This window comes from Delftia sp. DT-2 (assembly GCF_028401915.1).
GTDB lineage: Bacteria > Pseudomonadota > Gammaproteobacteria > Burkholderiales > Burkholderiaceae_C > Comamonas > Comamonas tsuruhatensis.
The window spans coordinates 273,141-288,815 of record NZ_JAQOTI010000007.1 but is presented as its reverse complement, the minus strand read 5'-3'; the positions used below and the strand labels follow the sequence as shown (position 1 = coordinate 288,815).

The following is a 15,675-nucleotide window of genomic DNA, read 5'->3' as shown; positions in this document are numbered from 1 at the left end:
TCCTCCCCTTTTTCCCGTGCCTGGACCAGACGGTCCGGGCTCTGGCCTGCTTTCAAGGTTCTCCATGTCTGATTCGAAAGTCTCTCCCAACGCCAATGCGGGCTATCGCGCCACGCTGAACATGCCCGACACGCCCTTCCCCATGCGCGGCGATCTGCCCAAGCGCGAGCCGGGCTGGGTCCAGGAATGGGAGGACAAGGGCATCTACAAGAAGCTGCGCGATGCGCGCCACGGTGCGTCCAAGTTCATCCTGCACGACGGCCCGCCCTACGCCAACGGCAAGATCCACATCGGCCATGCGGTGAACAAGGCGCTCAAGGACATGATCGTCAAGAGCCGCCAGCTCGAGGGCTTCGACGCCATGTACGTGCCGGGCTGGGACTGCCACGGCCTGCCCATCGAGAACGCCATCGAAAAGCTGCATGGCCGCAATCTGCCGCGCGACGAGATGCAGGCCAAGAGCCGTGCATTCGCCACCGAGCAGATCGCCCAGCAGATGGTGGACTTCAAGCGCCTGGGCGTGCTCGGCGACTGGGACCATCCCTACAAGACCATGAACTACGCCAACGAGGCCGCCGAGCTGCGCGCCTTGAAGCGCGTCATGGAGCGCGGCTTCGTCTACCGCGGCCTCAAGCCGGTGTACTGGTGCTTTGACTGCGGCTCCTCGCTGGCCGAGTTCGAGATCGAGTACGCCGACAAGCAAAGCCAGACGCTGGACGTGATGTTCCCCACGGCCGAGCCCGACAGGCTGGCGGCCGCCTTCGGGCTGACCTCGCTGGCCAAGCCCGCCTTCATCGTCATCTGGACGACGACGGCCTGGACCATCCCTGCCAACCAGGCGCTCAACGTCAACCCCGAGCTGGAATACAGCCTGGTGGATACCGAGCGCGGCCTGCTGATCGTGGCCTCCGCCCTGGTCGACAAATGCCTGGCACGCTGGAAGCTCGAAGGCCAGGTCCTTGCCACCGCCGTGGGAAGGAAGCTGGACCACCTGCAGTTCAAGCACCCGCTGGCCCACGTGGACAAGGGCTTTGACCGCGTCTCGCCCGTGTTCCTGGCCGACTACGCCACGGCCGATGACGGCACCGGCATCGTGCACTCGGCCCCCGCCTACGGCGTGGACGACTTCAACAGCTGCATGAACAACGGCATGACGCGCGATGACATCCTGAGCCCCGTGCAGGGCAACGGCGTCTACGCACCCGAGCTGCCGCTGTTCGGCGGCCAGCACATCTGGAAGGCCGTCCCCGTCATCATCGACGCGCTCAAGCTGGGCGACCGCCTGCTGGATACCACGACCATCACCCACAGCTACCCGCACTGCTGGCGCCACAAGACACCGGTGATCTACCGCGCCGCCGCCCAGTGGTTCATCCGCATGGATGAGGGCGAGGGCGTGTTCACCAAGCCCGGTGACAAGCCCGCGCAGACGCTGCGCCAGATCGCGCTGGAAGCCATCGAGCACACCCAGTTCTACCCGGAGAACGGCAAGACCCGCCTGCGCGACATGATCGCCGGCCGGCCCGACTGGTGCATCTCGCGCCAGCGCAGCTGGGGCGTGCCCCTGCCCTTCTTCCTGCACAAGGACAGCGGCGAACTGCATCCGCGCACCATGGAGATCATCGACCAGGCCGCCGCCATGGTCGAGCAAGGCGGCATCGAGGCCTGGAGCCGCGTGACGGCCGAGGACATCCTGGGCGCAGAGGAAGCCGTGCACTACACCAAGAGCACCGACATCCTCGAAGTCTGGTTCGACTCCGGCTCCACCTTCTGGCATGTGATGCGCGGCACGCACGCCGACATGCACCACGACCAGGGCCCCGAGGCCGACCTTTACCTGGAAGGCCATGACCAGCACCGCGGCTGGTTCCATTCTTCGCTGCTGCTGGCCTCGGCCATCTTCGGGCGCGCGCCCTACCGCGGCCTGCTGACCCACGGCTTCACCGTGGACGGCCAGGGCAAGAAGATGTCCAAGTCGCTGGGCAACACCGTCGCCCCGCAGGACGTGAGCAACAAGATGGGCGCCGAGATCATCCGCCTGTGGGTGGCCTCGACCGACTACTCGGGCGACCTGGGCATCGACGACAAGATCCTGGCCCGCGTGGTGGACGCCTACCGCCGCATCCGCAACACGCTGCGCTTCCTGCTGGCCAACGTCAGCGACTTCGACGCGGCGAAAGACTCGGTTGCCACCGAAGATCTGCTGGAAATCGACCGCTGGGCCCTGGCCCGCGCGGCCCAGTTCCAGGCCGAGCTGCTGGCCCACTACAAGGTCTACGAATTCCACCCCGTGGTGGCCAAGCTGCAGCTGTTCTGCTCGGAAGACCTGGGCGGCTTCTACCTGGACGTGCTCAAGGACCGCCTGTACACCAGCGCGCCCAAGAGCCTGGCCCGCCGCAGCGCCCAGACCGCGCTGCACCAGATCACGCACGCCATGCTGCGCTGGATGGCGCCCTTCCTGTCCTTCACGGCCGAAGAGGCCTGGAAGGTCTTCGGCGACAGCGAGTCCATCTTCCTGGAGACCTACACCGACCTGCCGGCCGGCGACGAGGCCCTGCTGGCCAAGTGGGCCCGCCTGCGCGAGATCCGCGACGTGGTGAACAAGGACATCGAGGCCGTGCGCACCGAAGGCCGGGTCGGCTCCTCGCTGCAGGCCGAAGTCCGTGTCTCGGCGCAGCCCGAAGACCTGGCCCTGCTGCAAAGCCTTGGCGACGACCTGAAGTTCGTCTTCATCACCTCGGCCGCCGAGGCCCTGGCGGGCGAGACGCTGCAGGCCGCCGTCACACCCAGCAGCCATGCCAAGTGCGACCGCTGCTGGCACTACCGTGCCGACGTGGGCATCAATCCCGAGCACCCCAGCCTGTGCGGCCGTTGCGACAGCAACCTGCACGGTGCCGGCGAAGAGCGCCGCAAGGCGTAATCCCACCGAGGCGCTGCCATGACCCCTAGCTTTGCCGCAGTCCCCGAATCCCGCAGCCGCCGCATCTGGCCCTGGCTGGCCTGGTCGCTGGCGATCATCGCCATCGACCAGCTCACCAAGCAGTGGATCCTTGATGCCTACCAGCTGGGCGACTGGACGCCGATCACGGGCTTTTTCAACATCGTGCGGGCCCACAACACGGGGGCGGCCTTCTCGTTCCTGGCTGGAGCCGGTGGCTGGCAGCGCTGGCTGTTCGTGGGCATCGGCGCGGCGGCCACGCTGCTCATCGTCTGGCAGTTGCGCAAGCATCCGGGGCAGAAGCTGTTTTGCTTCTCGCTGGCCAGCATCCTGGGCGGTGCCATCGGCAACGTGGTGGACCGCCTGCAGCACGGCTACGTGGTGGACTTCCTGGACTTCTACTGGGGCCGTTCGCACTTTCCGGCCTTCAATGCGGCCGACATCGCCATCAGCGTGGGCGCGGCCCTGCTGATCCTGGACGAGGTGCTGCGCGCACGGCGGGCCAAGGGCGCCTGATCCCTGCCGCAACCGGAGCCGCCGCCGCCAGCCCCTCTTGCGAGGGGCTTTTTCATTGAGGGGGCCACCGGCTGCATGCCGGCGGGTTTTCCTCGGGTTTTCCTGAGTGCGTTTTGGGTCAACCGAAATTCTTTTCGATTCGTTTTATTTCTACAATTTTCCTTATTTCGCACCAAACTGTGCGCTCATGCGGCCGACTCTCCTGCGCGCAAGCCGGGACCGGGGTTATATTGGTCCGCTTCTCCGCTCACAGCACATGAAGCACTTACTCAATCTACTGGCCGCCATCGCCCTGCTGGTCTGGGGCACGCACATGGTCCGCACCGGCGTGCTGCGGGTGTTCGGCGCCAACCTGCGCAACCTGCTCGCCCACAGCATGAGCAACCGCTTCTCGGCCGCGCTGTCCGGCCTGGGCGTGACTGCGCTGGTGCAGTCGAGCACGGCGACCTCGCTGATGACCTCGGCCTTCGTGGGCCAGGGCCTGATCTCGCTGCCGGCCGCGCTGGCCGTGATGCGCGGCGCCGACGTGGGCACGGCGCTGATGGCCGTGCTGTTCTCCACCGACCTGTCCTGGCTGTCGCCGCTGTTCATCTTTGTCGGCGTGGTGCTGTTCATCACGCGCCAGGACACCACGGCCGGGCGCATAGGCCGCGTGCTCATCGGCCTGGGCGTGATGCTGCTGGCCCTGCGCCTGGTGGTCGATGCCACCGAGCCGCTGCTGGAAGCCCCCGCCGTGCGCACCCTGCTGGCCTCTGTCACCAGCGACATCTTCATGGAGCTGCTGCTGGGTGCGCTGCTGGCCGTGATGGCCTATTCCAGCCTGGCCATCGTGCTGCTGATCGCGGCCATGGCCAGCTCGGGCGCGATTCCCATGGAAGTGGCGCTGGGCCTGACGCTGGGCGCCAACATCGGCAGCGGCCTGGTGGCCGTGCTGACCACGGCCAAGTCCAGCGTGGAAGTGCGCCAGGTCACCATCGGCAACATGCTGTTCAAGATCATGGGCGTGGCCATCGTGGCGCCCTTCCTGGGGCTGTGGGCCACCTATGTGATGCCGCTGATCGACGGCAAGGGCCAGAACATCGTGCTGTTCCACCTGGCCTTCAACATCTTCAACAGCCTGTGCTTCATCGGCCTGACGCAGACCGTGGCGCGCTGGGTGACGGCCCTGCTGCCCAAGCCCGAGGCCAGTTCCACCAGCCTGCTGCGGCCCCGCCACCTGGACCCCTCGGCGCTGAGCACGCCGTCGCTGGCCATTTCCTGCGCCGCGCGCGAGGCCCTGCACCAGGCCGACATGGTCGAGTCCATGCTGATCGGCATGCAGCGCGTGCTGGAGACCGACGACCTCAAGCTGTCCCAGGAGCTGCGCGAACTCGAAGGCACGGTGGACGACCTGTACTCGGCCATCAAGTACTACATGACCAAGATCTCGCGCGCCGAACTCGACGAACGCGAGGGCCAGCGCTGGACCGAAATCATCAGCTTCACCATCAACATGGAGCAGATCGGGGACATCATCGAGCGCGTGCTGCTGGACATCGAGGACAAGAAGATCAAGAAGGGCCGCCAGTTTTCCGAGGCCGGCACGCAGGAGATCCGCGAGCTGCTGCACCACCTGCTGGACAACCTGCGCCTGGCCATGAGCGTCTTTCTCAATGGCAATGTGCGCGAGGCCCAGAAGCTGCTGGAGGAAAAGGCGCGCTTTCGCGATCTGGAACTGGCCTACTCGGCCACCCACCTGGCCCGCCTGTCCGACAACACCGTCTCCAGCATAGAGACCAGCTCGCTGCACATCGACCTCATCAGCGACCTCAAGCGCATCAACTCGCTGCTGTGCTCTGTGGCCTATCCCATCCTGGAATCGGCCGGCGCCCTGGCGCCCAGCCGGCTCAAGGAATCGGCGCTGGACAAGGCGGCGCGCTGAGGCGCCGCAAGCCTTGCCCGTTCACCAGCCCAGCCAGGCCGCCAGCACCTGGGCGGCCTCGGGCGTGAAGCGGTCCTGCAGCAGCCATTGCACGAGCTGGTCGCGCTCTATCAGTGCAAAGGCCTGCACCTCGCCATCCTGGTTGCTGGGCTCCAGCGCAGCCGGCACGGTGGCGCTGAACCAGTCGATGCGTTCGCGCATGAAGCCACGGCCCTCGGCCTCGTCGCTGGGGCGCTCGAACAGTACGTGGCCGCCATGGCGCAGGCCCTGCAGCTCGCCCACGCGCAGGCCGGCCTCTTCCCAGGTTTCACGCTGCACGGCTTGTTCCAGGGTATCGTGCGCGGCCACCATGCCGCCCATCAGCGTGTCCCACATGCCGGGGTTGGTGGGCTTGCTGTCGGCGCGCTGCTGCACCCAGATGCGGCCGTCGGCCGTCTCGCCCACCAGGTGCACGGCCAGGGTGGCAATGCCCAGCGGACGCACGGCGCCACGCTCCACGGTGCCAATGCGCTGACCCTGCACGTTGCACACGGCCAGTTGCTCATTGCGCCAGGGGCCGCTGTGGCCGCAGGCTCGCAGCACGCGTGCCAGGGCGTTGAGCAGGGCCGTGGCATCACCTTCGCCCTGCAGGTGCCAGTGGCCGGCCTGCTGCCGCAGCGCCACGCCATGGGCCTGCATCACCCCGTCCGGCAACTGCGCAGCCAGCCCATCTTCCAGCGAACCGATTTCCTCTGCCGCCACCTGAAGCGGCCGGCGCGGCTGCAGCGCAGGCTGGCGGGTTGCGGCACGCACCCGGTTCAGCCATGCCTGCACGCCTGGGTCGGCTGGGCTCTTTTCCCCGTTCATGGCAGCAAGATGGTGGAGCCCGTGGTCCTGCGTGCCTCCAGGTCCAGATGGGCCTGGCGCACCTCGGCCAGCGGATAGCGCTGGTCGATGTGGATCTTCACGGCACCGCTTTCCACCACGGCGAACAAATCGTCGGCCATGGCCTGGGTGGCCTCGCGACTGGTGATGTGGGAGAACAGGGTCTGGCGCGTCACATACAGCGACTTGGCCGCCAGCACGGCAGGAGCGAAAGGCGCCACGGGACCGGATGCGTTGCCGAAGCTGACCATCAGCCCAAAGCGCCGCAGGCAGGCCAGCGAGCCTTCCCAGGTGTCCTTGCCCACGCTGTCGTAGACCACCTTCACGCCCTGGCCGCCCGTGATTTCCTGCACGCGTTCGGCGAAGTTCTCGCTGCGGTAGTTGATGGCATGGGCCGCGCCGTTGGCCAGGGCCAGCGCGCACTTCTCGTCCGAGCCTGCCGTGGCGATGAGCTGCAGGCCCATGGCCCTGGCCCATTGGCAGGCAATCAGGCCCACGCCACCGGCCGCCGCATGGAACAGCACGGCATCACCCGGTGCCAGGCCCTCCACCGGAATGCATTTCTTGAGCAGGTACTGGGCCGTCAGGCCCTTGAGCATCATGGCGGCAGCCGTCTCGAACGCGATGGCGTCGGGCAGGCGGCACACGCACATGGCGGGCATGACACGCACTTCGCTGTAGCTGCCCGGCGGATTGCTGGCATAGGCCACGCGGTCGCCCACGCCCAGGTGCTGCACGCCCTCTCCCACGGCCTCGACCACGCCTGCGCCCTCCATGCCCAGGTTCAAGGGCATGGGCAGCGAGTACAGGCCCGAACGCTGGTAGACATCGATGAAGTTCAGGCCCACCGCATGGTGGCGTATGCGCACCTGGCCCGGCCCGGGCTCGCCCACGGCGACCTGCACCAGCTCCAGGACTTCGGGGCCGCCGTTGTGGCGGATCTGCACTGCAATACCCATGGGATGCACTCCTGCAAAAAACCAACAAGAGCGGCATCGTGCCATGTTTCGGGAGGCCACGCGCAAGACGCTGCACCGGGCCCGCACAGGACTGGCGCAAGGCCGGCAAAGAGCGTTCGCAGCACCTATAGTGGCGGGCCTATGAGCCACACGAGCCCGCCGCTGAAGCTGTCCACCGCCGCCATCCTGACGCTGCCGCCCCTGCTGTGGGCCGGCAACGCCATCGTGGGTCGCCTGGTCCATGACCTGATCTCGCCGTTTGCGCTGAACTTCCTGCGCTGGGCCATTGCCTTTGTCCTGCTTGTGCCGCTGGCAGGATGGGCACTGGGCCGCAGCAGCGGCACCTGGAGCCACTGGCGGCAGTTCGCCGTGCTGGGCCTGCTTGGCATCGGCTGCTACAACGCGCTGCTGTATCTGGCGCTCAAGACCTCGACGCCGCTGAACGTCACCCTGGTCAGCTCCAGCATGCCGGTGTGGATGCTGGCCCTGGGCCGCATCGTCTGGGGCATTCCCGTCAGCCGGCGCCAACTGCTGGGCGCACTGCTGTCGATGCTGGGCGTGGCCGTGGTGTTGTCGCGCGGAGATCCCGAGCTGCTGCTGCATCTGCAGCTCGTGCCCGGCGATCTGTTCATGGTGCTGGCCACCATGGTCTGGGCCCTCTACACTTGGCTGCTGTCCAAGGCGCAGGTCCCGCAGCGGCTGCGCTCGGACTGGGCAGGCTTTTTGCTGGCCCAGATGGTCTTCGGCCTGGTCTGGTCCGGCCTGTTCACGGGCGGCGAGATGGCCATGGGCCAGTTCCACATTCAGTGGGGCTGGCCTCTGGGCGGGGCACTGCTATTCATCGCCCTGGGCCCGGCCATCCTGGCCTACCGTTTCTGGGGGCTGGGCGTGCAGCGCAGCAGCCCGGCCGTGGCGGGCTTTTTCGGCAATCTGATCCCGCTGTTCACCGCCCTGCTGTCGATCGCGCTGCTGGGCGAAGCGCCGCGCCTGTACCACGGCCTGGCGTTCGTACTCATCGTGGGCGGCATCATGGTGTCTTCGCGCCGGGGATAGCCTTGGGCAGGCCGTGTGCCGCGGTGCGCACGGGCACCTTGGCCAGCAGCTGTTCGAACGCGCGGATGGGAACGGGCGGGCTGAACAGATAGCCCTGGAAGTACTCGCAGCCGTAGTGCGCCAGCAGGGCGCGCTGCTCCAGCGTTTCCACGCCTTCGGCGATCACATCCAGGTTGAGGTTGCGAGCCATGCCGATGATGGTCTGCACGATCACATCGTCGGTATGGCGCATGCCCAGGTGGCGCACGAAGGACTGGTCGATCTTGAGCTGGTTCAGCGGCAGCTGGGTGAGGTAGGTCAGCGAGGAATGGCCTGTGCCGAAGTCGTCCATGGAAAAGCACACGCCATGGCTGCGCAGCTGCTTCATCTTGGCGATGGACTCCTGCACGTTCTCGATCACCAGCGACTCGGTCAGCTCCAGCTTGAGCAGATGGGGGGCGATGCCTGCGCTGCGCACCTGCTCGATGACCTGGGAGGCAAAGTCCTGGTGGCGGAACTGGCGGGCACTGACATTCACGGCCACCTGCAGATGGCGCAGCCGCGCATCCTTTTGCCAGGCAGCCAGCTGCTCGCAGGCCGTGCGCACCACCCACATGCCCAGCGGCACGATGATCTCGCTTTCCTCAGCCACGGCGATGAACATGCCGGGCGGCACCAGGCCGCGCTCGGGGTGGCGCCAGCGCAGCAGGGCTTCGGCACCGATGACCTCGCCTGCCAGCGTGAACTGGGGCTGGTAGTGCAGCTCGAACTGGGACTGCGCCAGGGCCTGGCGCAGGTCGCCCTCCATGCGCACGCGCTGGTGGATCTCCACCTGCATCTGCGGATCGAAGAAGCACAGGCCGCTGCCGTTGCGCGCCTTGATCTGGTACATGGCGATGTCCGCCTGCTTGAGCAGCTCGGCCGCCGACTGCGGCTGGCGGCCGAACAGCGTGGCGCCAATGCTGCAGGCGCTGCGGTGCAGGTGGGCACCCAGCACATAGGACTGGTTGAGCCGCGCCAGGATCTTCTCGCCAATGCGCTGGGCCAGCGTGGCCGCCTCGGCAGGCTCGTGCGACAGCTCGCAGAGCATGACCACGAATTCATCGCCCCCCAGGCGCGCCACCGTGTCCGAAGAGCGCACGGCGCTGCGCAGCCGGTGCGCCACCTGCTGCAGCAGTTGGTCGCCCACTTCATGGCCCAGCGTGTCGTTGAGCATCTTGAACTGGTCCAGGTCCAGGAACAGCAGCGCCCCGGTCCAGCCTTCACGCGCAGCCAGCACCGTGGCCTGGGCCAGGCGATCCAGCAGCAGGCGGCGATTGGGCAGGCTGGTCAGAGGATCGTAGAAGGCCAGGCTTTCGATCTCGGCCGTGGCCAGCCGGATATCGGTGACATCGTTGTAGGTGATGACCACGCCGCCCTCGGCAGCCGGGCGCGCCGTCATCTGCACGAAACGGCCGCTGGCCAGTTGCTGCTCCAGGGGGACGCCAGGACGCAGCACCAGTTGCCGGTGCAGGTCCTTCGCCTCATCGATCTGCTCCGGCGCCGCCACCAGACCCACCGCGCTGGGGCTGGCATCCAGCAGGGATTGCAGGGGCCGGCCGGGCTCCAGCTGATCCGCATGCCATGGAAACATCTCCTCGTAACAGCGATTCCAGCGAAGCACGCGCTGCTGTGAATCCAGCAGCAAAAAGCCGCTGACCATGCTGTCCAGCGCCTGGTCCAGCCATTGCTCGGAGCGCTGTGCCTGACGGCGCGCGGCATGCAGGCGGTCCATGTAGCGGTGGACCGTCCAGCCCAGTATGGCCAGCAGCACGCCGAAGATCATCACGGCCAGCACCATCAGCCAGGCCGCCACACGCCAGCCCGCCAGCACGGAGGACATGGGCAGGCTGGCCGTGACCCACAGATTGCCCTTGGGCAGCGGATGCGCGGCCACCAGGGCGGGCACGCGGCTCAGGCGTGCGGCCATGGGCATGACGCCGCTGGACGCCAACTGCGATGTCGCCGGCAGCAACCGCGCAGCCGAGGCCTCGCCGTAGGGGGGCATGGACAGCAGCAGCTCGCCGCTGCCCTGCTCCAGCGTGACTTCCAGTCCGTCCAGCACGCCGCCCTGGGCCAGCACCGCGCCCAGCGCCGCCACCGGCACCTGCATCAGCACATAGCCACCCTGCTGCGCACGGCTCAGCGGGCGCACCAGATAGAGCATGCGCTCGCCGCCCGGCGGCTGCGGCGCCAAGGAGGGCGGGCTGGCCAGCAATTCTGAGCGGCTTTGGGCCGCAAGGCGCTCCCAGGCCTGGGCCGGCAGATCAATGGCCAGGCCATCGCCCGAAGCCGCCAGCTCGCGGCCCTTGGAGTCGTGCACGGAGGCGCGGCGCGCCAGCGTGTTCTGCCGCTCCATGGCGTGCAGCATCTCCTGAAGTTGCGGCTGCGAGGCCGATGCGTGATCGCGCGAACCCAGCCATTCATCCACCCCCATGGCCAGTGCGTCCAGGGATTCAAGGCTGCGGCTGATGGCCGCCTCGGTACCGAGCACAAAGCGTACCAGGCGCAGCGATGCCTCTTCCTGCGCGGTGGTGCGCATGCCGCTGAGCAGCCAGACGACGGCGGCCGCCAGGGCCACCGTCAGCAGCACGAGCATCAGGCCCAGGGTATGGCGCATGCCTGGGGGACTGAGCGCAGCCGCCGGGCGCGCGGAGGGGCCTGCAATCGCCTGCGACCAGTCCGTCTGGTGGGACAGTTCGCTCATCTCCCGGCTCCCTGCATGGCATGCGACATGGGCAGGCTGCGGCGAGGCCGCTGGCCGCAATGCAGGGCCGGGGTTTTCAAGACCGCCCCTGTCCGCCGCCCGTTTGCAACTGCGCGGCCATGCCTGGCACTGTCCGGGGCTTGCATGCTCCGGAGGCGGTCATGGTCGCAGTGCCCTGGCGCATCAGAAGGTTCCTGCGTACAGGCCGCCGTCGGGCAGGATGTTCTGGCCCGTCATGTAGCCTGCGTGGGCGCTGCACAGGAAGGCGCAGATGGCGCCGAATTCATCGGGCGTGCCGAAGCGGCGCGCCGGCACCTGGGATTGCTGCACCAGGCGCACATCGTCCAGGCTCTTGCCGCTCTTGTTGGCGGCGGCCGTGAAGGTGGTGCGCAGGCGGTCGGTGTCGAACTTGCCGGGCAGCAGGTTGTTGATGGTCACGCCCTTGGCCGCGATGCCGCTACGCGCCAGGCCCGCCACAAAGCCCGTGAGGCCGCTGCGCGCGCCGTTGGACAGGCCCAGGATGTCGATGGGCGCCTTCACGGCGCTGGACGTGATGTTGACGATGCGGCCGAAGCCGCGTGCCGCCATGCCGTCCACCGTGGCCTTGATCAGCTCGATGGGCGTGAGCATGTTGGCGTCCACGGCCTTGAGCCAGGCCGCGCGGTCCCAGTCACGGAAATCGCCGGGAGGCGGGCCGCCCGCATTGGTAATGACGATATCGAAATCCACGCCCGGGCCGCCGGCGGCCGACAGCACGGCGGCACGGCCTTCCTCGGTGGTGATGTCGGCGGCAACGGCCAGCACCTTCACCTGCGGCGCGAGGGCCGCAAGGCTGGCCGCGGCCTCCTGCAGGGCCTCGGGATTGCGCGCATTGATCACCAGGTTCACACCCTCTTGCGCCAGCGCCTTGGCACAGCCAAAGCCCAGGCCCTTGCTGGCGCCACATACCAGGGCCCACTTGCCCGCGATTCCCAGATCCATGTCTCACTCCTGAACAAACACAACCTTGCTCGATCCTTGCAGAACGGCAGCGCACATTGTGCGCGAGGCTTCGACGCTTTCACGCCAAACGTGAGAAAACGTGAACTCGCCGGCACACCGGCGAGCCCCTGGCGCTGCCTTCAATGCGCGCCGCCGCCGTGCTGGCCACGGAACAGCCTGTGGTGCAGCCTGCGCAAGGACCACCACACACCCAGCGCCACCACGGGAATGGCGACGGCGGCCGTGCTCTCCGGCGACCAGGGCCAGCCCAGGGCCTTGGCGCCCTTGGCCAGATAGCTGATCAGGCCCGTGAAGTAGTAGGTGATGGCGGCCACGGACAGGCCTTCCACCGTGGACTGCAGCTTGAGCTGCATGTCCTGGCGCTGGTTCATGGCGCCCAGCAGTTGCTGGCTGCTTTGCTGCTGCTCGATCTCCACGCGCGTGCGCAGCAGGCTGCTGACGCGCGAGACGCGCTCGGACAGCGCGTTCTGCCGCCGCGCCGCCCATTCGCAGGTGCTGCGCGCCGGCGTCAGGCGCCGGTCCATGAACTCGCGGATGGTCTGTATGCCGTCGATGCGTGATTCCTGGATGTCCTGAATGCGCTTATCCACCAGCTCGAAATAGGCCGCACTGGCGGAAAAGCGCGAGTGCGTGGTGGCGTACTCGCTCTCCACCTGCCCGGCCAGGCGCGTGAGCCGGTCCAGCAGCGCCGGCTCGGCATCGCGGTCCGCCAGGCGGATGGAATGGGCCAGGGCCGCCAGGTCCCGCTCGGCCGTGGCCAGAACGGCAGCGGCCTGGCGGGCTGCCGGCAGGCCCAGCAAGGCCGCCATGCGGTAGGTCTCGATCTCCAGCAGGCGCTGCACCAACCGCCCCAGGCGGCGCGGCGACAGCGATTCGCCGGCCAGCAGCAGCATGCGCGAGAAGCCATCGGCATGGATGGCGAAGTCCGTGTAGACCTTGCCCGCATCGCCGGCCACACGTGCGCCCACCAGCGTGTCTTCCTGCAGCAGGTGGCGCACCAGGTGCGGCTCGTTGATCGCCTGTTCCTGCAAGGCCCACAGGTGCAGGCCGCTCAGGCACTGGCCAGGCAATGCAGCCAGCCAGTCGCGCGGCACGTAGTCGATGGCGGCCTCGGGCTCGCGCACATCGTCCATGCCGGCCTGCGACATGGGCTTGCTGAAGGTCCAGCAGACGAATTCCGTGTGCAGCTCCCAGCGCAGGTGAAAGGCGCCCAGATCGATGAGCACATGCGTGGTCGCCGCATCGGGCGGGGGCAGGTGGTGGTTGCGCAGCAGGGTGGCCACATGGGCGCGGCTGGCCTCGCGCTGGGCCGCGTCGGTGAGCATCACCACATGGGTGATGGCCAGCGGCGCCTGCATTTCCTCGGCGGGACGCGCATGGATCTCGTTGTGCAGCAGCACGCGCAGCGGGTGCTGGGATGACAGAAGTGGGGACATCGTGACCTCGAAAGACTGCGCGCTATTGTGCAGGCACGGGCGCTGCGTCCTCCCGCCATCCGGGATCAACAGCTTTCACGTGCATTTCTCGTCGACGCAAAAAAAAACGGCCCCGAAGGGCCGTCAAGCAACATGGTTGCAGCGCTGAGGCGATCAATCCTCGACGAATGCTTCTTCGCGCTTGTTCTTCACTGCGGGCATCAGCACCACCACCAGCAGCACCACGGCGGCGAGCAGCAGGCCGGCCGAGATCGGACGGGTCACGAACACGCTCCAGTCGCCACGCGACAGCAGCAGCGCACGGCGCAGGTTTTCTTCCATCATCGGGCCCAGGATGAAGCCCAGCAGCAAGGGAGCCGGTTCGGTGCCCAGCTTGTGGAACACATAGCCCACGAAGCCGAAGATACCCACCATCCACACGTCCCAGGTGTTGTTGTTGGTACCGTACACGCCGATCGCGCAGAACAGCACGATGGACGGGAACAGCCAGCGGTAGGGCACGGTCAGCAGCTTGATCCAGACGCCGATCAGCGGCAGGTTCAGGACGATCAGCATCAGGTTGCCGATCCACATCGAGGCGATCAGGCCCCAGAACAGCTCGGGGTTGCTGGTCATCACCTGCGGGCCCGGCTGGATGTTGTGGATGGTCATCGCGCCCACCATCAGTGCCATCACGGCGTTGGGCGGAATGCCCAGCGTCAGCAGCGGGATGAAGGAGGTCTGCGAACCTGCGTTGTTGGCCGACTCGGGCGCGCACACGCCACGGATGTTGCCTTGGCCGAAGGGGACTTCGCCCGGCTTGAGCTTGGTCTTCTTCTCGATGGTGTAGGCAGCAAAGGCCGACAGCATGGCACCGCCACCGGGCAGGATACCCAGGGCAGAACCCAGGGCCGTGCCGCGCAGCATGGCAGGCAGCATGCGCTTGAAGTCCTCGGCGGTGGGCATCAGGCCCGTCACCTTGGCTGCGAACACTTCGCGCTCGTCCTCGGGCTTGGACAGGTTGGCAATGATTTCGCCGTAGCCGAACACGCCCATGGCGATCACGACGAAGTCGATACCGTCGGTCAGTTCGGGAATGTCGAAGCTGTAGCGGGCCACACCGGAGTTCACGTCGGTACCGACCATGCCCAGCAGCAGGCCCAGCACGATCATCGCAATGGCCTTGAGCAGCGAGCCCGAAGCCAGCACCACGGCGCCGATCAGGCCCAGGGTCATCAGCGAGAAGTACTCGGCAGGGCCGAACTTGAAGGCCACTTCCGTCAGCGGAGGCGCGAAGGCGGCCAGGATCACGGTGCCCACGCAGCCTGCGAAGAACGAGCCGATTCCTGCGGCAGCGAGAGCAGGTCCCGCTCGCCCCTTTCTGGCCATCTGGTAGCCGTCGATCACGGTCACCACGGACGAGGATTCACCCGGCAGGTTCACCAAAATGGCGGTGGTCGAGCCACCGTACTGCGCACCGTAGTAGATACCGGCCAACATGATCAGCGCCGCCACCGGAGGCAGGGCGTAGGTCGCTGGCAGCAGCATGGCGATCGTTGCCACGGGGCCGATGCCTGGAAGCACGCCGATGAGCGTACCGAGCAGACAGCCGACGAAGCAGTAGATCAGGTTCTGGAAAGTGAAGGCGACGCCGAAGCCGGTCGCCAGGTTCTGAAAAAGTTCCACGGACGATGCTCCTGCTTAGCCGGTGATGAAGCTGGGCCAGACGGGGAACTGCAGATTCAGTGCCCACACGAAGGCCACATAGCTGCCTACGGCAAGAACGGTGGCCAGAATTGCCACTTCCTTGAAGTTGAAGCTATGGCCGCCCAGGCTGGCGATGAACACCAGCGCGTAGATGGCGACGATCAGACCGAACTGGGGAATGCCCAGATTGGGAACGCCGACCAGCAGGATGCCGAAGGCAAAGTTCGCGGCCAGGATGAAGAACACCTGCTTCCACGCCCACTTGCCGATCTTGTCACCGCCGGAGGGTCCCTTGGTCAGGCCGGAGAAGCAGATGGCCGTGCCCAGAATGGACATCAGCACACCCAGGATCAGCGGGAAGTAGCCCGGGCCCATGCGGGCACCGGTGCCGACGGTGTAGTTGGTTGCGCCGATCGCAAAAGCGAGGCCGACAACCAAAAACATCACGCCGGAAAAAAAGTCTTTCTGACTCTTGATTTTCACGAGAATGTCTCCTTACGGAATCACGACCCGGCGATTTTGCGTTCAGAAAAACTGTGTCCGAATGTGGATTCCACCTACAAAGGGCATACCCT

At 66.7% G+C, this 15,675-nt stretch carries 11 protein-coding genes; 4 read left to right on the top strand and 7 right to left on the bottom strand.

The features are described 5' to 3' along the window. Window positions 1-64 precede the first annotated feature (64 nt). The 3 genes from ileS (at window position 65) to PO605_RS14705 (ending at window position 5,375) form a co-directional block, all read left to right on the top strand. Complete coding sequence (ileS, locus tag PO605_RS14715; RefSeq protein WP_047472764.1) at window positions 65-2,920, top strand: isoleucine--tRNA ligase; 2,856 nt, start codon at window positions 65-67, stop codon at window positions 2,918-2,920. Window positions 2,921-2,938: 18 nt separating this feature from the next. Next, complete coding sequence (gene lspA / locus PO605_RS14710) at window positions 2,939-3,454, top strand: signal peptidase II (RefSeq protein ID WP_016445744.1); 516 nt, start codon at window positions 2,939-2,941, stop codon at window positions 3,452-3,454. A 256-nt stretch (window positions 3,455-3,710) separates the two neighbouring features. Then, a complete protein-coding gene (locus PO605_RS14705) occupies window positions 3,711-5,375 on the top strand; it encodes a Na/Pi cotransporter family protein (protein WP_016445743.1) in 1,665 nt (554 codons plus the stop codon). Between the two features lie 21 nt (window positions 5,376-5,396). Here the strand turns inward: PO605_RS14705 and PO605_RS14700 are convergent, their stop codons facing one another. Continuing rightward, on the bottom strand, window positions 5,397-6,221 hold the full coding sequence (locus PO605_RS14700) for an NUDIX hydrolase (protein ID WP_016445742.1): 825 nt from the start codon (window positions 6,219-6,221) through the stop codon (window positions 5,397-5,399). Further along, on the bottom strand, window positions 6,218-7,198 hold the full coding sequence (locus tag PO605_RS14695) for a quinone oxidoreductase family protein (protein WP_047475343.1): 981 nt from the start codon (window positions 7,196-7,198) through the stop codon (window positions 6,218-6,220). Before PO605_RS14695 ends, PO605_RS14700 begins: the two co-directional genes overlap by 4 nt. A 141-nt stretch (window positions 7,199-7,339) precedes the next feature. Between PO605_RS14695 and PO605_RS14690 the strand changes: the two genes are divergently transcribed. After that, on the top strand, window positions 7,340-8,251 hold the full coding sequence (locus tag PO605_RS14690) for a DMT family transporter (protein ID WP_016445740.1): 912 nt from the start codon (window positions 7,340-7,342) through the stop codon (window positions 8,249-8,251). Here the strand turns inward: PO605_RS14690 and PO605_RS14685 are convergent. The 5 genes from PO605_RS14685 to PO605_RS14665 form a co-directional block, all read right to left on the bottom strand. Then, window positions 8,226-10,976, bottom strand: coding sequence for a bifunctional diguanylate cyclase/phosphodiesterase (locus tag PO605_RS14685; RefSeq protein WP_272206572.1), 2,751 nt, complete (start codon window positions 10,974-10,976; stop codon window positions 8,226-8,228). The two genes, PO605_RS14690 and PO605_RS14685, sit on opposite strands and share 26 nt — an antisense overlap. A 183-nt stretch (window positions 10,977-11,159) precedes the next feature. Further along, a complete protein-coding gene (locus PO605_RS14680; RefSeq protein WP_016445738.1) occupies window positions 11,160-11,957 on the bottom strand; it encodes an SDR family oxidoreductase in 798 nt (265 codons plus the stop codon). Between the two features lie 140 nt (window positions 11,958-12,097). Beyond that, window positions 12,098-13,414, bottom strand: coding sequence for a DUF3422 family protein (locus PO605_RS14675; RefSeq protein ID WP_016445737.1), 1,317 nt, complete (start codon window positions 13,412-13,414; stop codon window positions 12,098-12,100). A 153-nt stretch (window positions 13,415-13,567) separates the two neighbouring features. After that, a complete protein-coding gene (locus PO605_RS14670; protein WP_047326576.1) occupies window positions 13,568-15,079 on the bottom strand; it encodes a tripartite tricarboxylate transporter permease in 1,512 nt (503 codons plus the stop codon). A gap of 15 nt (window positions 15,080-15,094) precedes the next feature. Beyond that, window positions 15,095-15,583 carry a tripartite tricarboxylate transporter TctB family protein gene (locus PO605_RS14665; protein WP_016445735.1) on the bottom strand — a complete coding sequence of 163 codons (489 nt, stop codon included), beginning with the start codon at window positions 15,581-15,583 and terminating at the stop codon, window positions 15,095-15,097. Window positions 15,584-15,675 lie beyond the last annotated feature (92 nt).